Genomic DNA, 19,333 nt, shown 5'->3' with positions numbered 1-19,333 from the left:
GATGAAAAAGATAAAGAAAAGTTTAGCAGTTTTGTCTTTTTTGGTTTTAACGACAGCTTGTTCTTCCGGGAAAAATGAAACCATAAAGATAGAAGATAACCAATATTACGCCGGTTTCCAGGCTTTGGATAAGGGGGAGTGGGATACCGCGGTGAGCCTTTTTGAAAAGAATTTGGATGAACAACCGGAAGATATCACCCCTTATATAGGAATGGCCCGGGCGCTGATCGGAGCCGGAGAGCTTAAAACGGCCAAAGAGACGCTTTTTAAAGCCCTGGAAATGGAGCCGGAAACGGAAAATGCCCTGTTTTATTTAGGAGAGGTCAGCCAAAAGCTGGAGGACTATGACCAGGCAGTGATTTGTTATGAAAAGCTGATGGAATTAAGGCCGGAAGATGCTCTGGTGAAAGAACGGCTGATAGATAATTTATGGAAAACAGATGATAATGAGAATAAATATAATGTCTCCCTGTACATCTACGAGCAGGACAATTCTTATTTACAGAATTTGTTATGGGCATGTTCCGCCTGCAAAGATGAGCAGAAGATGGATGCCGTATTGGAACTGACAAAGGATACGGATCAATACGATCCTGTAAAAGCCCTGTTTGAATCTTATACCGCATTAAAGAATGGGGACAGGGAAAAAGCGGAAACTATTTTGTTCGATATAGATAATTCAGAAAAATTGTTCCAATATGGTAAGCTCTATTACGGTGAATGCGACGGTCAGAAGAATTTGAATGGTCTGGGCGTGGGAATCCAAAAAGTTTTTGGCCAGTATGGGGCCATGGTGGGTACCTGGAGCAGCGGATACTGGGACGGTGACTGCACGGCCTGGAATGGAAAAATTACAAATATGACATCCCGAAGCAATGGAATTAAACGAAAAGGAAAACGGCGTGAGTCCAACATTTATAGGGGGATTTGGCAGGCCGGAAGGCCGGAAGGAGAAGTCGTTCATGATAACAGCAGTTCTTTAACCTATGATGATGAGGCCCAGCCGTACCATAGCGGGCAGGAGAACACTGTGCTGCACTTTGCCAATGGCGGCGCTCAGGGTGAGACAGTCACCCGGAGAAAGATTTATAACAACTACAACCAAAGATGGGAGGATTCGGATAACATACACCATGTATTTGTGGATGGAAAGCCGAGCCTGTTTGAGATAGAGGCCTATGATGGTAAAAAAGAAGTCTATGAGGCCTATATTAATGGCAATTTTGTCATGCGCTATGAAGAAACCATGTGTGACTGCAGTTATATATGGAAGTAAGACGGATGAAGGCAATAAATAAAAAACAACCAATAACAGAAAGGCGGATATGAGATGGCAGATTCAATGGAAATTTTGAAAAAATGGATTGAAGAAAGCGGAAACATCGTATTTTTCGGCGGCGCGGGGGTATCCACGGAAAGCGGTATCCCTGACTTTAGAAGCGTAGACGGATTATATAACCAGCAGTACAAGTATCCGCCTGAGACGATCATCAGCCACAGCTTTTACCGTAAAAACCCGGAGGAATTTTACCGTTTTTACAAGAGCCGCATGATCTTTTCCGATGCCAAACCCAATGCGGCCCATCTTGCGCTGGCGCGGCTGGAGAAAATGGGAAAGCTGAAAGCTGTGATCACCCAGAATATCGACGGCCTTCACCAGGCGGCAGGAAGCCGTGAGGTGCTGGAACTCCACGGTTCCATACACAGAAATTACTGCACCAGGTGCGGCCAATTCTATCCCCTGGAAGAGATCATGGAAATGGAAGGGGTGCCCAGATGCAGGTGCGGCGGGATCATAAAACCGGACGTGGTTTTATATGAGGAAGGACTTGACCAGGATACCCTCAGCAAATCCGTCCATTACATAAGCAATGCGGATATGCTGATTATCGGCGGAACATCCCTGACCGTCTATCCGGCGGCAGGGCTTATAAATTACTATAATGGGCATAAACTGGTTTTGATCAACCGGAGCGTTACGCCTTTAGACAGTCAGGCTGATTTGGTTATCAGCGGAAGTATTGGAGAAGTTTTGGGAAGTATTGTTGAATAAGAGGAGGAGTTAAACATGTATCAGGCGCAGGAAAACAGATATGATACTATGGAATACAGAAGATGCGGAAAAAGCGGATTAAAGCTTCCTGTAATCTCCCTGGGGTTATGGCAGAATTTTGGTCTGGAAAAGCCGCTGGAGGATCAGAAGGAGATTATATTCAGGGCATTTGACAAGGGAATTACCCATTTTGACCTGGCTAACAATTATGGATTTCCGGCCAGAGGGAAAGCGGAAGAGAATTTTGGACAGATTTTGAAAGACGGTTTATCGCCCTACAGGGATGAACTGGTCATATCCTCAAAAGCCGGTTATGAGATGTGGCCGGGGCCTTATGGAAACTGGGGGTCCAGAAAATATCTGACTGCCAGCCTGGATCAGAGTTTGAAACGGCTGGGGCTGGATTATGTGGACATTTTCTATCATCACCGTCCGGACCCGGAAACTCCCATAGAAGAGACAATGGGGGCGCTGGCCGATTTGGTGAAGAGCGGGAAAGCGCTTTACGTGGGCATTTCCAATTATAATGATGAGGAAGCGAAAAGGGCCATAGAGGTTCTGAGAGAGAATAAAACCCCGTGTCTGATCCATCAGCCCCGGTATAATATGTTCGAACGCTGGATAGAAGACGGGCTTTTGGATACGCTGGAACGGGAGGGCGTGGGATGTATCGCTTACAGCCCTCTGGCACAGGGGGCGCTGACCGACCGGTACTTAAATGGAATACCCGAAGGGTCAAGGGCCAGCCGCAGCGGAACTACGGTGGCAGGAAGGTATTTGACCGGTGAGCGGCTGGATCAGATCAAAAAGCTGAATGAAATTGCAGAAGGCCGCGGCCAGTCCCTGGCCCAGATGGCCCTGTCCTGGATTCTGTCACATAAGGCGGTGACCTCCGTACTGGTGGGAGCCAGCAGCGTGGGACAGCTTGAAAACAGCATCGAAGCCAATCAGAAGCTGGCATTCCAACCATCTGAATTGGAACGGATTGAGGCCGTTATCGGGAAAGGGCCCGGATTATTAGCATAGGAGGTTGACGGATTATGCCCGGACAATGGGTTTATGAAATAGGAGATATCGTTAAATTAAAAAAGCCGCATCCCTGCGGCAGCAATGAATGGGAAATCCTGCGGGTAGGCGCTGATTTCCGCTTGAAATGCATGGGATGCGGCCACCAGATTATGGTCGCCCGTAAACTGGTGGAAAAGAATACCCGGGGGCTCAGGAAACCGGAACAAAATAATCTTTAAATTCCGTATAGATTAACTGTCCAAGACGGGTTATGCCGCCGTAAAGGTGCTTCTTCATGAGAGGTTCAATTGCGGCGGTATCTTTTCGCTCCAGAATGTCCAGAAGCTCTTCATGTTCTTCGATAATCTGTTCGAAGTTCTTCATCTCTACAATATCCATCATGCGGAACCGGGAATAATCGCTGTCCGTCTTCTGAATCATATCCCAGATATAATTTTTCTTCGTTTCAATGAACCAAATGCTGTGAAGCCGGCTGTCCAGTTCATAGAAGTCTGCCGGTTCAAATGCTCCTGTAATCAGTTTTCTGGATTCCCGCACCAGATGGCGCATCTTTTCCAGCAAAAGCAGGTCGCATATTTTAGTGAAATCCCTGAGCACCATGGTCTCAACTGCCAGCCGCTGGTAGATCATTTGGTTTACGCTGTCCAAATCCAGAAGCGTAACGGCAGTTCCCTTATAAGGCGTGATGGTGACCAGCCCATTCTCCTGAAGGCGCTGCAAAACGCCCCGGATCGGGGTGCGGGAGACGCCAAAACGGGCACAGAGTTCATTTTCGCTGAGAACTTTTCCGGGTTCCAGAGTCAGGTTGATAATTTCTTCTTCTAATATCTTATAAATCGCATCGCTGTTAAGTGTTTCCATAAAATCTCTCCTTGCCGGAGGGCTGTCTCCGTATTTCAACTGTGTCGTAATGCAATAATAACTAATTCAGGCGGATTAAAGATGCGGACGAGAAAGTTGTTGCCCAGTCCGCGGCTGACAACCAGATGTTTTCCATCTTCTTCAAAAAGCCCGCCGTCGTATTTGGGGAACAGGCTCAGATCCGGGGACAGAAGTCCTCCCAGCCCTGGAATCCGTATGATCCCCCCGTGTATGTGCCCGGATAAAGTCAGATCGGCGCCCCATTCCCGGTAGGAGGGATAGTAGAGCGGATTGTGGGACAAGAGCACGGTGTAGCAGGAACGGTCAATGGTTCCAAGGGCCTTTTTCGTATCTTCCGCTGAAAAATGAATCCCCTTCACATATTCGCCCAAAGGATCTTTATAATAAACCATGGGCGTGACTAAGCCGTACAGCTTGAGAAATGCACCTTTTCGCGAGATGGTGGTCCAACTGTTTTCCAAAACTTTAATTCCCATCTTTTTGAGGTCGGAGAGCAGTGCGGAAAGGACGTCCCTGCTCAGGGTCTGTTCATGGTTGCCGGTGATATAGTAAACAGGATAGCGTTTCACAAGCCTGCGGCATAAGCTTAATAGGCCGGAAACCGCCATGCCGCTGTCATCCGCCATATCGCCGGTCATGGCTATAAAATGAGGACGGGCCTGGTCGATCTGCTTTAACAAAAGCCGGTTATCAGGGCCGTACAGCGCACCGTGAAGGTCGGATAGATGAACGATCCGGCAGCCGTTAAACTCTGCCGGAATCTTTGGTGAGTCAATTGTATAGTGAACGGTCTGAAACAAACATAATCCTTTCAGGACAAAATGCCCGCTGTTTTATAATTTAGACGTAACAGACCAGCTTTCTGAACTGTTACATTTAGGTTTATTATACAAAGTATTTTGGCCTGTTACAAGTAATTCGGAAAAATTAAAAAAAACACTTGCATTATACCTATTGGGGGTATATAATACATGTAAAGATACCTGATGGGGGTATAGATGGAGCGCAAGGAGGATAAGTTATGGAAGAACAGATGAATTGCTGTCATAAAACAAAAGAGCGGTCTGAGAAGGAATACAGAAGTCTGATCAACCGGTTGAACCGGATTGAAGGACAGATACGCGGCATTAAGAATATGGTGGAGAAGGACGCTTACTGCACCAATATCCTGGTACAGGTGGCAGCGGCCAATGCGGCCCTCAACAGTTTCAGCAGAGAACTGCTGGCCAGCCATATCAGAACCTGTGTTGCCGATGATATAAGGAACGGCAAAGATGAAACCATAGATGAATTGGTTGACACGATGCAGAGGCTGATGCGTTAGAGAGTGGAATTGAAAGCATTTATGGAAAGAGTATTCCGGAAAATAGTATATAAGAATTATCTTGGAAAAAGAATTAAGAAAGGAGCAGATAGATGGAACAGTATAATGTAACAGGCATGAGCTGTGCGGCATGCAGCGCCCGTGTTGAAAAAGCGGTATCAAAAGTACCGGGCGTCACGTCCTGTTCGGTCAGCCTGCTGACCAATTCCATGGGAGTGGAAGGCGATGCTCCTGCGGAGGAAGTGATACGGGCTGTGGAGGAGGCGGGATATGGAGCGGCCCCCAAAGCCGGGGCGGCTAAGACACCTTCCGCTTCGGAAACCGACGACATGCTGAAGGACCGGGAGACGCCGGTATTAAAACAGAGATTGTTTTACTCGCTGGGATTTTTAATTGTCCTGATGTATTTTTCCATGGGGCATATGATGTGGAATTGGCCGGTTCCGGCATTTTTCGCGGATAATCATGTGGCTATGGGATTATTGCAGCTGATCCTGACCGGCGTGGTTATGGTCATTAACCAGAAGTTTTTCATCAGTGGATTCCGGGGGCTGATACATAAGGCGCCCAATATGGACACCTTGGTGGCGCTGGGATCGGGGGCTTCATTTATATACAGCGTATATGCGCTGTTTGCCATGACGGACGCCCAGGTCAGGGGAGATATGGCAGGGGTTATGGTATACATGCACGAATTTTATTTTGAATCCGCGGCCATGATCCTGACCCTGATTACGGTTGGAAAGATGCTGGAAGCCCGTTCCAAGGGAAAGACTACGGACGCATTAAAGAGCCTGATGAAGCTGGCTCCCAAAACCGCAACAGTTGTGAAAAATGGCGTGGAGACGGAGGTTTCCATCGATCAGGTAAAAAAAGGCGATATATTTGTAGTCCGTCCGGGGGAGAATATACCGGTAGATGGGATTGTGCTGGAAGGCAGCAGCGCGGTCAATGAATCGGCGCTGACCGGGGAGAGCATTCCTGTGGATAAGGCGGCCGGCGACCAGGTTTCGGCAGCCACCACCAACCAGTCCGGCTTCATCAAGTGCGAAGCGTCCAGAGTTGGAGAGGACACCACCCTTTCCCAGATCATTCAGATGGTCAGCGACGCGGCGGCCACCAAGGCGCCTATTGCCAAAGTTGCGGATAAGGTGTCGGGAGTATTTGTTCCGGCTGTTATATTGATTGCGGCGGTGACGCTGATTGGCTGGCTGATTGCGGGGCAGAGCATAGGGTTTGCACTGGCAAGAAGCATTTCCGTGTTGGTGATCAGTTGTCCCTGTGCGCTGGGGCTGGCCACGCCGGTGGCCATTATGGTAGGCAACGGCATGGGGGCAAAGCATGGAACCATGTTTAAAACAGCCGTTTCATTAGAAGAAACGGGAAAAACGGAAATCGTGGCTTTGGATAAAACAGGAACCATTACCAGCGGCGAACCGAAAGTGACGGATATCATCACCGCGGAAGGCATGAGCGAAATCCGGCTCATGGAACTGGCAGCGGCTTTGGAAAAACGGAGTGAACATCCTCTGGCTAAGGCTGTTTTGTCAAAAGCAGGAGAAGACCAGACGGAGATCAGGGAAGTTACGGAGTTTCAGGCCCTGCCGGGCAACGGGTTATCGGCTGTGCTCGACGGTTCCAGGCTGTGCGGCGGAAACTTCACATTTATAAGCAGCCAGGCGGAAGTGACGGATGAGATGAGACGGCAGTCGGAACGTCTGGCGGAAGAGGGGAAGACGCCGCTGTTTTTCAGCAGGGACGGACAGATGGCAGGTATCATTGCCGTAGCCGATACTATAAAGGAAGACAGCCCCCGCGCCGTAAAGGAACTGCAGAATATGGGAATCCATGTGGTAATGCTGACCGGGGATAATGAGCGGACGGCCAAAGCTGTGGGAAAACAGGCCGGTGTGGACGAAGTGATCGCAGGAGTACTTCCGGAAGGAAAAGAGAATGTGATCCGGGAACTGAGGAAAAAGGGCAGAGTCGCCATGGTGGGAGACGGAATCAACGACGCGCCTGCACTGACCAGGGCGGATATCGGAATCGCCATCGGAGCGGGAACCGATATCGCCATCGACGCGGCGGATGTGGTTCTGATGAAGAGCCGATTAAGCGATGTTCCGGCGGCAATCCGACTGAGCCGGGCCACATTGAAGAATATCCATGAGAACCTGTTCTGGGCATTCTTTTATAACGCGGTGGGAATCCCGCTGGCGGCCGGTATCTGGATTCCACTGTTTGGATGGAAATTGAATCCCATGTTCGGAGCCGCGGCCATGAGCCTGTCCAGCTTTTGCGTGGTAACAAATGCGCTCCGGCTTAATTTTTTCAAAATGCATGACGCATCCAGGGATAAAAAATTAAAAGTGAAAAGAAAGGAAGAAAAAACTATGGAAAAGACGATGAAAATTGAAGGAATGATGTGCGGTCACTGCGAGGCCAGAGTGAAAAAATGCCTGGAGGCCCTTCCGGAAGTGAGCGAAGCGGCAGTCAGCCATGAAGCGGGCACCGCTGTAGTCACATTGAATGCCCAGGTGGCGGATGATGTCCTGAAAAAAGCGGTGGAAGACCAGGATTATAAGGTGCTGTCCATCCAGTAATGGGAACGCATATAGAATAGAAGAGATCTTTTGAATACAGATATTGTTTCATGGATCAAAAGTTCAGCCTTTAGCTGTCCGCCCGTCGGTCTGCCCCGGGGATGCTGCTGAAGGCTGAACTTTTCGGTTCCCGTACGTCCGCCTGTTTTGCAGGCGAGTTATGGCCCGGCTTGTACATACTCTAATTAAAATAGGAATAAAAACAGTAAAAGAAAACCAGAAAACGCTTGATTTTACGGACAAAGTTTGATAGAATTAATATTCGTGACATATAAATTCCTTGCTCCTGAACTGAAAGCAGGGGCCAGAGACCACAAGGAGGTTAAAAGCATGAACAAATATGAATTAGCAGTTGTTCTTAGCGCAAAACTCGATGATGAGGAAAGAGCAGCAGCACTGGAAAAGGTAAAAGGATATATTACCCGTTTCGGTGGAACTGTAACTAACGTTGATGAATGGGGTAAGAAGAGATTAGCTTACGAAATTCAGAAGATGAAAGAAGCCTTTTACTACTTCATCCAGTTTGAATCTGATTCCAATTGTCCTAACGAAGTGGAAGCACACGTTCGTATTATGGAGCAGGTTATCAGATATTTATGCGTAAGACAGGATGCATAATAGAAGATAAGAAAGAGTGATCGTATGAATAGAGTTATCCTTATGGGTAGATTAACAAGAGATCCTGAAGTGAGATATTCCCAGGGCGAGCGTTCTATGGCAATCGCAAGATATACTCTTGCCGTTGACAGAAGGGGCCGCAGAAGCCAGGACGGAGCTGAGCAGACAGCAGACTTTATCAATATTGTAGCATTTGACAGAGCCGGAGAATTCGCAGAAAAGTACTTCCGCCAGGGTATGAGGGTTTGTGTATCAGGAAGGATTCAGACTGGCAGCTATACCAATAAAGAGGGTCAGAAAGTTTATACAACTGAAGTTATTGTAGACGATCAGGAATTCGCTGACAGCAAGGGCGCTTCATCCGATATGGGTGGCGGCGGATACCAGCAGCCAGCAGCCAGACCGGCACCATCCAGCGCGATCGGTGACGGATTTATGAACATTCCGGACGGAGTTGAAGACGAGGGACTTCCGTTCAATTAATACCTATATTCGAAGAAGGAGGTAACATCAATGGCATTCAATAAAAATGATAAAGCTGACGGTTCTAAGATGAGAAGAGGCGGCGGTATGCGCAGAAGAAAAAAAGTCTGTGTATTCTGCGGCGATAAGAACGGCGTAATCGATTATAAAGATGTTAATAAATTAAAAAGATATGTATCTGAGAGAGGTAAAATTCTTCCCAGAAGAATCACAGGAAACTGTGCAAAACATCAGAGAGCTCTTACAGTAGCAATCAAGAGAGCACGTCATATCGCTTTAATGCCTTACACAATGGAGTAAGAGTTTGAATGAGATTTCACATCGCAGATGTGAAATCTCATTTTTAATTTTTGAAGAAAACGATTCGGCCTTATTTGTATTATGTAAAAAACCCTAAACCCGCATTTCTAGTTATTTCCAGAGCGGCGGCAGCACCTTCACATTTCTCACCACCAATTCCGGCGTAGTCGCAATGATTTCCTTAGTCAGGTTGATAAAATTAATAATAGGCGGCGTGAGGATTTTGTTTTTGCGGTAAGCAAAAATCAGTTTCCTGGTCAATACCGGGTTATCCAGTGAAAAACAGGCGAATTTGTCGGGAATTGCCAGGCGGATCGGGGTGACGCAGGGGCAGACTGCCAGTCCGTCCCCTACGGACACCAGTCTGACAACGGTTTCGTGCCGGTATAATTCCCGTTTGATGTTGTACTTGATTCCATGGCGTTCCAGCAGGTATTCGGTTATTCTGCGCATTCCGCTTCCGGGGGCAACTACCAGGAAATTCTGGTTGTTTAAAAGCCTGGCCGGAATCAGGTACGGCGTCCAGGGGCTGTTTTGGGATAAATCAAACTGGGAGGCGAACTCCGAATCCCTGGCGGCGATGATGATGAGCGGATCATCGGCCAGCACTTCGAAATCGATATCCGGGGACCCCACCGGCAGGGTATAAAAGCTCAAATCAATCTGCCCTGAGATCATCTTTTCTTCCAGCACATTGCTGTGCCCTTCTATAAATTTAACGTCAACTCCCGGATGCGCCCTGGAAAATGCGGGAAGCAGATGGGGGAGCCATCTTGCGCCCCTCTCTCCGGGGATGCCAAGGGTCAACTGGCTTTTTTCCGATGTGGCAATCGCCCGCATTTCCCCTTCTAAATAATCGTTTAATTCCAGCATCTTTTTTGCCTGGGCTAAAAATACCTTTCCGGCGTAGGTTGGCTCAATGGGCACTGCGCTGCGGTCGAATAGCTGAACGCCCAACTGCTCCTCCAGCAGATTGATGGATTTTGTGAGGGCGGGCTGGGATATGTAGAGTGATTTAGCGGCACGGGACATATTTTTGTGCTCTGCAATTGCAATGATATATCTGAAATGGTTAATGTTCATAAGTTATCACCTCAATAATTATTATAACAAAAAGTTATCGCAATGTAAAATCTTTGGTATTAGACGTTTGTAAAAATTATTCGTATACTTAATTTACCGGATTTAGATGTTTGACAACTGTGTCAGACGGCTAAATCTATTGTTATATTCCAGGAAAGGAGGGGAATTGTATGAGGGAATTTCCATATGTAAAAGTGGATGCGCCAACACCTTTTGAAAGAGGCGTTCAGTACGGAGAGCAGGCGAAGGCGTATATAGTAAAAGCCAGGAATTATTATAAAGCGTATTTTGAATCCAGAGGTGATTCCTGGGAGAATGTGTGCAGGTTTGCAGCGGATTACGCGGATCTGATCCGGGGTAAATTTCCGGATTTGGTCAGCGAAGCGGAAGGGATTGCCCAGGGGGCGGGGCTTTTGTTTGCCGATATCATGGTGATCAACTGCCGGTATGAGATGAGCAAATTTCCTAAAATACCGGAATGCACCACCGGAGCGGTGTTAAATGACGCCACGGAAAAGGGATGCACATATTCCTTTAAGAATTGGGACTTTTCCCAGGGCGTGCTGGATCATGTGATCATCCTGCATGTTGTGACGGAAGATGGTATCCGGATTTTGGGACTGACCGAAGCAGGGCAGATGATCCGGGATGGTTTTAACAATTACGGGCTGTCCATAGGGACCAATAACCTGCAGTCGGTTTATGACAGCGCGGGATTTGGCATGCCGGTGACATTTTTGAGAAGAAAGATTTTAATGTGCCAAAATTTCAGCGATGCGGAAAAGCTGATCGAAGAATCGAAACGCACGGTTTCCAACAATATCCTGCTGACGGACGGCAGAAACAGCGCTGCCAGGGACTACGAGTGGCATCCTGAAGGGGTGAATAAATTGGAGCCGGAACAGGGGATTTTGACTCATGCCAACCATTTTGTCGAAACTCCTGAAATCGACGCGATTAAAGGCCGGCCAAAGAACCGGGATATCCGGCTGAGGGAATTACTGAAAGCCCGTTATGGGCATATTACACCGGAATATATTATGGAATGCATGAAAGACCATGAATATTATCCGCTTTCAATCTGCAGCCATCCGTCGCCGGACGGAGACGGGTATACGAAAGAACGGATGACCGTATCGTCAATGGTTGTGGATTTCGAAAATGAGTGCGCATATATTTGTGCGGGGCCACCCTGTAGTGGAGAATACAAAAAGTACCATCTGTAAAAGGAGCGAAACGATGTTAAACCAGTTGAGTTTTAAAAATGGAATGCTGACCGGACGCCAGTGCGCAGCATCGATTGCCGAAAACCTCCGTGTTTTTTGGCAGACAGCAGCAGAGGCCGGAATTTCAAGAACAGAAATTGAAAGACAGGCCGGGAAAACGGCAGATGCATTCTCAGATGCCAGGTATGAAGAGATACGGGGAATGGCAAAGGGGGCGGGAGTGAGTTTTAAGGAACTGCTTGCCTATAATCTGTTCCAACCCCAGGTTCTGCCTGAGGGCTGCACCGTTTTTTGGGCGGCAGGAAAAGCCAGCAGCACCGGCGCAACCATTCTTGGGAAGAACAGCGATAAAGGCGGGGATGAAGGATTTACTGGCAAAAACTGCCATAACTTACATGAAATAAATGTGGTATCATATTTTGAAAATGAGGACGGAAGCCATATTATAGGCGTGTCGGCAGCCGGTACTACCGGGCTTAAAATGGGGCTTAACAGCTATGGCGTGGCGGCAGCCACCAATTTTGGATACTCGGCTAAGGTCAAGAAGATGACGCTGTCCGTAGAAGCCAAATTCGCCGGGGACCGCGCCCAGATCGCCAGAGACGCTCTGGCAAAAAAAACAGCCCTTGAGGCGGCCCAATACACCGCCGCCAGGCTGATGGAACGGCCCATGGCATCCAGCGGCATGTTTGAATTTGCGGATGCGGATTCCGTATACGTCGTAGAAAATGTATATGAATATGTGGCTGTCCAAAAGGTGGTGGATGCGGTGGATTCCAGGTCCAATTATTTTGTCACCCTGGGGCATTTGAATGAACCGGGCAATGCTTCCTGCTATTGCAGGTATCACAGAAGCCAGAAACTGCTGGCCAAAGTGGATGGGCACGTGACGGTGGAAGACTTAAAGAATATCTCCATGGATCACCATGACGGAACCGGATCAGTTGGAATCTGCCGTCATACGGAAGGGCTTGACAGTTCCACCCAGTCGTCGGTTGTTATAGAGCTGAACAGGGAGCGCCCTGAACAGTCCCGGATCCATGTCGCATTGGGGAAACCGTGCAATGCCTGGAGGTATGAAGACGGGCATACGGTGATCACCATGGATATGAAGCGGGAAGAGATTCCGGAGGCATTTTTACAAGGAGAACCTTATAAGAAATACGGTACGGCGGACCCCTTATTACAGTGAGTATGAAAAGGTAAGATACGAAAAGGAGGAGTATACTATGAAGTTAAAATTAGCAGCATTGACTTGTTCCGTTGTTTTGGCATGTTCTTTGATCGGATGCGGGGGTAATAATGCGTCTGCGCCTGCCGGCAGCACTGCGGCGGGAAATTCTACACAAGCAGCCGAAAAGACAGCGGAAAGCACAACGGCAGCGCCGGCAGAAATGCCTTCATCCGATGTTAAAGTCCAGGAATCCGTTGTGGTGGGGATCAAAGCGCAGATAACCAGTATGGATGTACAGAGCGTCAGCAATGTTGCCCATAATATTCCATATAAGCTGACACATTCCACGTTGGTAACGATGAATCTGGATACTGGCGAAATCCTTCCTGACCTGGCAGAAAGCTGGGAGTGGACAGACGATGCGACCATCGAATTTAAACTCAGGGAAGATGCAAAATTCCACAATGGAGAGCCGGTGACGGCAAGGGATGTTGTCTATACATTTGAAAGAGGAAGGGATGGGATCGCTTCTTCTAATAAGATGAAACCGGCAAAAGAAGTGGTTGAGGTGGACGAACATACGGTGCGTATGGTATTGGACGCTCCTAATCAGGACTGGCTGGATACCATTTCCCTGCCTGTATTTTCCATTTTATCGGAAAAAGCGCTGCAGGATGATCCGGATAAGGGATATGAAATCGGAGCCGGACCATATATGGTTAAGGAATTTGTGAGCAAGGATTATCTGGCCCTCACCCGGTTTGAAGATTATATGGACGGCCCGGTTCCTACGGTTAATCTGACCCTGCGCTACATACCGGAAGCTTCCTCACGGTTAATCGCCCTTCAGACAGGAGAAATTGACCTCTGCCAGGATCCTGATACCATTGAGCTGGATACGATTAAAGATGATCCAAATCTCAAGCTGGTGGAATTTGAAGGGACAACCTGCCAGTTCTTCGCATTTAACTGTAAAAATGAACTGACCAGCAATAAATATCTGCGCCAGGCCATTGCCTGTGCGGTAAATAAACAGGACATCATGGATGCCACCATCAATGGATATGGAACGATTGCCGATTCTTTCTGGGGGCCGACACAGTTCGGTTATGTTGATGATTTTGAAACATGGCCTTATGACCTTGAGAAAGCAAAAGAGCTGATGAAAGAAGCCGGATTTGAAAATGGCGTGGATCTGGAAGTGACCGTAGCTTCCGGCGCCCGTGTGATTACGGCTGAAGTTTTACAGTCCCAGTTAAAGGAAATCGGCGTCAACGTAATTATCAATGAAGTGGATTCAGCGGCATTGACCAGTATCACCAATGAAGCGAGACATCAGGGCCTGGTATACGGTTTAGGATTTAATACCGCAGGCGATGAAGTGAGACGTGTATACGGCGAAGGCAGCTCCACCAACCGTTCCCACTATTATAATGAAAAAGTGGTGGAATTAATGGACAAGGCTGTTCAGGAATTCGATGAGAGCAAGCGTCTGGAGTACTATAAAGAGATTCAGGAAATTGCAAAAGAAGACATTCCGGTCATTCCTCTATACTATGAGAAAAACTTCTGGGGAGTTAAAAAGAATGTAGGCGGCGTTACCTGGTATGGAAACTCGAATGTGGACTTGTCTACGGTTTATGTTGAGGAGTAATGAAGTTAAGAGGAAGTATGAAAGGAGCTTACGATGTATCGTTATGTGATTAAGCGTCTGCTCATGTTGATTCCGGTTATCATAGGTATCTCTTTTCTGGTCTATTTTGTAATCGATTTAGCTCCTGGAGATATTATCAGCCAGATTGCGTCTGAGGACGCAACCGTAGAGGAAATAGAGGAATTACGTGAGGAATATGGATTTAATAAGCCGATCATAGTCAGGTACGCGGAATATATGTCAGGCATGCTGCACGGCGATCTGGGAACTTCATATATTACCGGCGAACCTGTATTTGAAAGCTATATGAAACGATTGCCCAATACACTGATCCTGGCCTTTGCCTCCATCCTGGTTTCGGTGGTCATATCAATTCCGCTGGGGATTATTTCTGCGGTCCACCAGGGGACGTGGAAGGATAATGTGACCATGGTGGTGGCGCTGTTAGGTTTATCAATGCCCAACTTCTGGCTGGGGCTGCTGCTCATTATATTATTTTCACTAAAACTGGGACTTCTTCCTTCCGGGGGCTACGGTACAATAGCCCATATCATACTTCCTGCCATTACAGTGGGTACCGGGTTAACGGCTATGTTAACCCGTACCACCCGCTCTTCCATGCTGGATGTGATCCGCCAGGATTATCTGAGGACCGCCAGGTCCAAAGGGGTTCCGGAAAAGAGAGTGATCCATAAACATGCATTAAAAAATGCTTTGATTCCCATCATCACCGTTATCGGAACCCAGCTTGCGTCCTGCCTTGGCGGAGCGATCATAACGGAAACCGTATTTGCATGGCCCGGAGTGGGGCGGCTGATCCTGGATTCGGTCAATTCCAGGGATATTCCAATGGTTACAGGATGCATCATTATGAAAACCATTACCATCAGCCTCATTCTGCTGTGTGTTGATTTGCTTTACGCGGTGGTGGATCCGAGAATCAAGGCCCAGTATGCTGTGAAGGGAGGAAAGTCCCATGGATGAAAACATGATACTTGTTTCCAAGCAATATAAAAAACGAAGCCAGGGAGCTGAGATTTGGCGCAGAATACGTAAAAACAAAGGCGCCATGCTGGGACTTTTTCTGGTCATCATGATTGTGCTGATCGCTGTTTTTTCCGGGGTATTTTTGGACTATGAAACCGACGTAATCGGACAGAATATATCCCAGCGTCTCCAGCATCCCAGCTTCGCCCATCCCATGGGTACGGATGACGTGGGCCGGGATGTTATGAGCCGTCTTTTATACGGAACCAGATATTCCCTTTCCGTAGGCGTGGTTGCGGTAATCATTGCCTTGGTTTTCGGCGTGACTTTAGGGTCTGTGGCCGGGTTTTTCGGCGGTAAGATTGAAGAAGTCATCATGAGGGCCAGCGATATGCTGGCGGCGGTTCCCAGCATATTGATGGCAATCGCCATCGTGTCGGCGCTGGGACAGAGCACATTGAACCTGATGCTGGCAGTGGGAATCACCAGCGTACCGCAGTTTGTCCGAATTACCAGGGCGGCAGTGCTCACGGTACGAAACCAGGAATACATAGAAGCCTCCCGGTCCATAGGGCTGAATGAGTTTAAAATCATCTGGTGCCATGTACTGCCCAACTGCCTGTCGCCGATTATTGTCCAGACCACGCTTCGTGTGGCTTCAGCCATCATATCGGCTTCCAGTTTAAGCTTCTTGGGATTAGGGGTGCCGTCTCCAAATCCGGAATGGGGCAGTATGCTGTCTGCGGGAAGAAAGTTTATCAGGGGCTACAGCTACCTCACCCTGTTCCCGGGTCTTGCGATCATGATTACGGTCTTGTCTTTGAACCTTTTGGGAGACGGGCTTCGTGACGCATTAGATCCGAAACTGAAACGATAAGGAGGATAGGAGATGGAAAATACCAAGGATTTAGTGCTGGATATTGAAAATCTGGTCATCCATTATGTGCTGGAAGAAGAGACGGTCTGTGCCGTAAATGGGGTTGATATCAAATTGGGCAAGGGCAAAATACTGGGCCTGGTGGGGGAAACCGGAGCGGGAAAAACCACCACGGCTTTATCTGCCCTGCGCCTGGTTCCGGATCCGCCGGGAGTGATAAAGAGCGGGAAGATCCTGATCGCGGATCACGATATCATGAAACTGACGCCGGCTGAACTGGAAAAGGTGAGGGGAAAAGACGTATCCATGATCTTTCAGGATCCCATGACCAGTTTGAACCCGGTTTACACAGTGGGAGAGCAGATTGCTGAGAGCATCGAACTCCATGAAAACCTGACGAAGCAGGAAGCCTATGATAAAGCCCAGGAAATGCTGGAATTAGTGGGTATCCCGGCTTACCGTTCCGTGGAATATCCCCATCAGTTTTCCGGCGGAATGAAACAGAGGGTGGTTATCGCCATTGCCCTGGCGTGCAACCCTAAGCTGCTGATCGCCGACGAGCCTACAACCGCTTTGGATGTGACCATACAGGCCCAGGTTCTGGAGCTGATGAAAGATTTGATCCGGAAATACAACACCTCTGTTATGATGATCACCCACGATCTGGGCATCGTAGCGGAAATCTGCGACCAGGTTGCGGTCATGTACGCAGGCAGAATTGTGGAAGAAGGGCCTTTGGAGGCTGTCTATAACGAGACGATGCACCCTTACACGGAAGGTTTATTCAATTCCCTGCCCAATATCAACAGAAGGACAGAGGAACTGCGGCCGATTCCGGGGCTGATGCCGGATCCCACCGACCTGCCGCCGGGCTGCGCTTTTGCGCCCAGATGTCCATATGCGTCTGAGGAGTGCAGCAAATCCGTTCCACGGCTGAAGGATGTGGGGGGCGGCCACAGAGTCGCGTGCCTGGCTTATGAAAATCCTGATTTTGTAATAGAAAGGAGGAAACATTCATGAGTACTCCTATTTTAGAAGTCCGCAATCTGAAAAAATATTTTAAAACCCCCAGAGGTGTTCTTCATGCGGTTGACGATATTTCGCTGACCATTGAAAAAGGGAAGACGCTTGGAATCGTAGGGGAATCGGGCTGCGGAAAATCCACCACAGGAAGGGTGGTTCTACGGCTTTTGGAACCCACATCGGGGCAGATTCTGTTTAACGGGACGGATATCGCCAAGCTGAGGAAATCCCAGCTTCACAAGATGCGCAAAGAGATGCAGATGATCTTTCAGGATCCATTTTCCTCTTTGGACCCCAGAAAGACGGTGAACCAGATTATCAGCGAACCCATCATCGAGTACAAAATTATCAAAGATAAAAATGAGCTGGAAAAACGCGTGCTGGAACTGATGGAAACGGTGGGGCTGGCAGAGCGTCTGATCAATACCTATCCTCATGAACTGGATGGCGGGCGGCGTCAGCGTGTGGGGATCGCCAGGGCCCTGGCCATGGAACCCCAGTTCATCGTCTGTGACGAGCCGGTTTCCGCATTGGATGTATCAATTCAGGCCCAGATTCTGAATCTTTTGAAAAAACTGCAGAAAAAGATGGATCTGACCTATATTTTTATCACCCACGATCTTTCGGTTGTCAATTATTTTGCGGATGATATTGCGGTGATGTATCTGGGGCAGCTGGTGGAGAAAGCTCCGGCAGAGGAGTTGTTTGCCAATCCGGTACATCCTTATACGAAAGCTCTGCTTTCAGCGATTCCTGTTCCGGAGATCGGCAGGAGAAAAGAACGGATTATTTTAAAGGGCGAAATATCGTCCCCCATCGATCCGCCGGATGAGTGCCGTTTTGTAAAACGGTGTGCCTGCGCCGGTGATGAGTGCAGGAGAGAATGCCCGGGGCTTAGGGAAGTCGGCAAGGGGCATTTTGTGGCCTGCTGGAAGGCGGGCGGATTGTAGAAATGGGATTTCACCGTGAACAGGCATTTCAGTCTGACGGAGGAATCAGAATAATGGGAATTAGCTGTCAATTGTTTGGATTGGCAGCTATTTTTTTTGGTATTATTTAAAGATAACAGATCAGATGAAATGCCGGAAAAAGTGCCATTTTGGGTTAATGGGCATAAGAATGAAGCATTTTATCAGAAATAGATGTAATATTCTCCGAATTTTGATATAATCCAATTATCAGTTAATTGTAAAAATACGAAAAATGAATCTATGGGAAAAGGAGCGAAAGGACATGAAAAAGTTTAAGGCATTGCTGGCAGTTGGCGCAGCGGTTGGGTTAATTGCGGCAGGAAGCATGATATCTTATGCGGACGAGTGGAAACAGGATGACAGCGGCCGGTGGTACCAGAGGGACGATGGTTCCTATCCGGCAGACGGCTGGGAATGGATTGTTCAGGACCCTTCTTCCGGTCTGGCTTACTGTTACTATTTTGACACCAACGGATATCTGTTAACGGATGCGGTAACTCCCGACGGCTATCAGGTGGATAAGGACGGCGCATGGGTGGAGAATGGAGCGATACAGCAGAAAAACTTAGCTGCAAAAGAGGCGGAGAAGGACAGAAGTGGGGCTGGACAAAAGGAAGAGGAGAAGGAAACGATTTCTGCGGAAGACGCCAAAAAAGCCTTATATGATGCTGAAGAGATGAGCTTTTTTTATAGAGAACAGGCAGTTTTTGATTATCTGGAAGCCATGGGGTTTGATACCAGTGGTTTGACAATTAACAGGGAAGAGGGGATCAAATATTCTACCGGAGTAATGGCTGGCCGCGAAAACTCCATGTACGAGATGCTGAAATATGATTCTCAGAAGGCATTGAAGAGGATTGCGGAATACATGAGCGGAAAGAGCTATTTAGATAAAGACGGCGAAAAATCGGATAATCTGATCGCAGCGGTGGAAGCATATCTGAACAGATAGGGGACAGGGGAACATAAACTGTTATAGTCAAAGACCGCAGTTATGTTATATATAAGAATTTAAACAGATTTAAAAAGGTTAAAACAGATTAAAA

Annotated in this window: 20 protein-coding genes; 17 read left to right on the top strand and 3 right to left on the bottom strand. The window is 48.0% G+C overall.

Going from position 1 to position 19,333, the window contains the following annotated elements:
* The first annotated feature begins 1 nt into the window (after position 1).
* From GPL15_RS18525 to GPL15_RS18510, 4 genes are read left to right on the top strand one after another with little or no spacing between them, the layout of a single operon-like run.
* Positions 2-1,276, top strand: a complete 1,275-nt coding sequence (locus GPL15_RS18525) for a tetratricopeptide repeat protein (protein ID WP_215700184.1) — start codon at positions 2-4, stop codon at positions 1,274-1,276.
* Positions 1,277-1,330: 54 nt separating this feature from the next.
* Positions 1,331-2,053 carry an NAD-dependent protein deacylase gene (locus tag GPL15_RS18520; RefSeq protein ID WP_215700183.1) on the top strand — a complete coding sequence of 241 codons (723 nt, stop codon included), beginning with the start codon at positions 1,331-1,333 and terminating at the stop codon, positions 2,051-2,053.
* Between the two features lie 15 nt (positions 2,054-2,068).
* Positions 2,069-3,079: an L-glyceraldehyde 3-phosphate reductase gene (gene mgrA / locus GPL15_RS18515; RefSeq protein WP_215700182.1), complete on the top strand. Its 1,011-nt coding sequence runs from the start codon at positions 2,069-2,071 to the stop codon at positions 3,077-3,079.
* A 14-nt stretch (positions 3,080-3,093) separates the two neighbouring features.
* On the top strand, positions 3,094-3,300 hold the full coding sequence (locus GPL15_RS18510; RefSeq protein ID WP_215700181.1) for a DUF951 domain-containing protein: 207 nt from the start codon (positions 3,094-3,096) through the stop codon (positions 3,298-3,300).
* On the opposite strand, the gene GPL15_RS18505 is transcribed toward GPL15_RS18510, so the two are convergent.
* Both GPL15_RS18505 and GPL15_RS18500 read right to left on the bottom strand, forming a co-directional pair.
* Positions 3,272-3,943, bottom strand: a complete 672-nt coding sequence (locus tag GPL15_RS18505; RefSeq protein ID WP_215700180.1) for a GntR family transcriptional regulator — start codon at positions 3,941-3,943, stop codon at positions 3,272-3,274. The two genes, GPL15_RS18510 and GPL15_RS18505, sit on opposite strands and share 29 nt — an antisense overlap.
* Before the next feature lie 35 nt (positions 3,944-3,978).
* Positions 3,979-4,764, bottom strand: a complete 786-nt coding sequence (locus GPL15_RS18500) for a metallophosphoesterase (RefSeq protein WP_215700179.1) — start codon at positions 4,762-4,764, stop codon at positions 3,979-3,981.
* Positions 4,765-4,985: 221 nt separating this feature from the next.
* Between GPL15_RS18500 and GPL15_RS18495 the strand changes: the two genes are divergently transcribed.
* The 5 genes from GPL15_RS18495 to rpsR all read left to right on the top strand — a co-directional run bounded on the left by GPL15_RS18495 (position 4,986) and on the right by rpsR (position 9,292).
* The gene (locus tag GPL15_RS18495) at positions 4,986-5,288 is read left to right on the top strand and encodes a metal-sensing transcriptional repressor (protein ID WP_215700178.1); all 303 of its coding nucleotides are present in this window, start codon (positions 4,986-4,988) and stop codon (positions 5,286-5,288) included.
* 92 nt (positions 5,289-5,380) lie between these two features.
* Positions 5,381-7,891: a heavy metal translocating P-type ATPase gene (locus GPL15_RS18490; RefSeq protein ID WP_215700177.1), complete on the top strand. Its 2,511-nt coding sequence runs from the start codon at positions 5,381-5,383 to the stop codon at positions 7,889-7,891.
* A gap of 330 nt (positions 7,892-8,221) precedes the next feature.
* The gene (gene rpsF / locus GPL15_RS18485; protein WP_215700176.1) at positions 8,222-8,509 is read left to right on the top strand and encodes a 30S ribosomal protein S6; all 288 of its coding nucleotides are present in this window, start codon (positions 8,222-8,224) and stop codon (positions 8,507-8,509) included.
* 24 nt (positions 8,510-8,533) lie between these two features.
* Entirely contained in the window at positions 8,534-8,992 is a 459-nt protein-coding gene (locus GPL15_RS18480; protein WP_215700175.1) for a single-stranded DNA-binding protein, read from the top strand.
* A gap of 30 nt (positions 8,993-9,022) precedes the next feature.
* A complete protein-coding gene (gene rpsR, locus GPL15_RS18475) occupies positions 9,023-9,292 on the top strand; it encodes a 30S ribosomal protein S18 (RefSeq protein WP_215700174.1) in 270 nt (89 codons plus the stop codon).
* 111 nt (positions 9,293-9,403) lie between these two features.
* On the opposite strand, the gene GPL15_RS18470 is transcribed toward rpsR, so the two are convergent.
* The gene (locus GPL15_RS18470) at positions 9,404-10,375 is read right to left on the bottom strand and encodes a LysR family transcriptional regulator (RefSeq protein ID WP_215700173.1); all 972 of its coding nucleotides are present in this window, start codon (positions 10,373-10,375) and stop codon (positions 9,404-9,406) included.
* A gap of 170 nt (positions 10,376-10,545) precedes the next feature.
* Between GPL15_RS18470 and GPL15_RS18465 the strand changes: the two genes are divergently transcribed.
* The 8 genes from GPL15_RS18465 (at position 10,546) to GPL15_RS18430 (ending at position 19,239) form a co-directional block, all read left to right on the top strand.
* Complete coding sequence (locus tag GPL15_RS18465; RefSeq protein ID WP_215700172.1) at positions 10,546-11,601, top strand: C45 family peptidase; 1,056 nt, start codon at positions 10,546-10,548, stop codon at positions 11,599-11,601.
* A 13-nt stretch (positions 11,602-11,614) separates the two neighbouring features.
* On the top strand, positions 11,615-12,793 hold the full coding sequence (locus tag GPL15_RS18460; protein WP_215700171.1) for a C45 family peptidase: 1,179 nt from the start codon (positions 11,615-11,617) through the stop codon (positions 12,791-12,793).
* A gap of 37 nt (positions 12,794-12,830) precedes the next feature.
* Complete coding sequence (locus GPL15_RS18455; protein WP_215700170.1) at positions 12,831-14,429, top strand: ABC transporter substrate-binding protein; 1,599 nt, start codon at positions 12,831-12,833, stop codon at positions 14,427-14,429.
* A 33-nt stretch (positions 14,430-14,462) separates the two neighbouring features.
* Positions 14,463-15,413 (top strand): nickel ABC transporter permease, encoded by a 951-nt coding sequence (gene nikB / locus GPL15_RS18450; RefSeq protein WP_215700169.1) that lies wholly within the window; start codon positions 14,463-14,465, stop codon positions 15,411-15,413.
* Positions 15,406-16,293, top strand: a complete 888-nt coding sequence (locus GPL15_RS18445) for an ABC transporter permease (RefSeq protein WP_215700168.1) — start codon at positions 15,406-15,408, stop codon at positions 16,291-16,293. Before nikB ends, GPL15_RS18445 begins: the two co-directional genes overlap by 8 nt.
* A 12-nt stretch (positions 16,294-16,305) precedes the next feature.
* Positions 16,306-17,313: an ABC transporter ATP-binding protein gene (locus GPL15_RS18440; protein ID WP_215700167.1), complete on the top strand. Its 1,008-nt coding sequence runs from the start codon at positions 16,306-16,308 to the stop codon at positions 17,311-17,313.
* A complete protein-coding gene (locus GPL15_RS18435) occupies positions 17,310-18,266 on the top strand; it encodes an ABC transporter ATP-binding protein (RefSeq protein WP_215700166.1) in 957 nt (318 codons plus the stop codon). Before GPL15_RS18440 ends, GPL15_RS18435 begins: the two co-directional genes overlap by 4 nt.
* 283 nt (positions 18,267-18,549) lie before the next feature.
* Entirely contained in the window at positions 18,550-19,239 is a 690-nt protein-coding gene (locus GPL15_RS18430; RefSeq protein ID WP_215700165.1) for a hypothetical protein, read from the top strand.
* Positions 19,240-19,333: the final 94 nt, after the last annotated feature.

Source organism: Clostridium sp. MCC353, assembly GCF_018785315.1.
Taxonomy (GTDB): Bacteria; Bacillota; Clostridia; order Lachnospirales; family Lachnospiraceae; genus CHH4-2.
The sequence above is the reverse complement of the archived record's forward strand: the minus strand, read 5'-3'. Positions and strand labels throughout refer to the sequence as shown.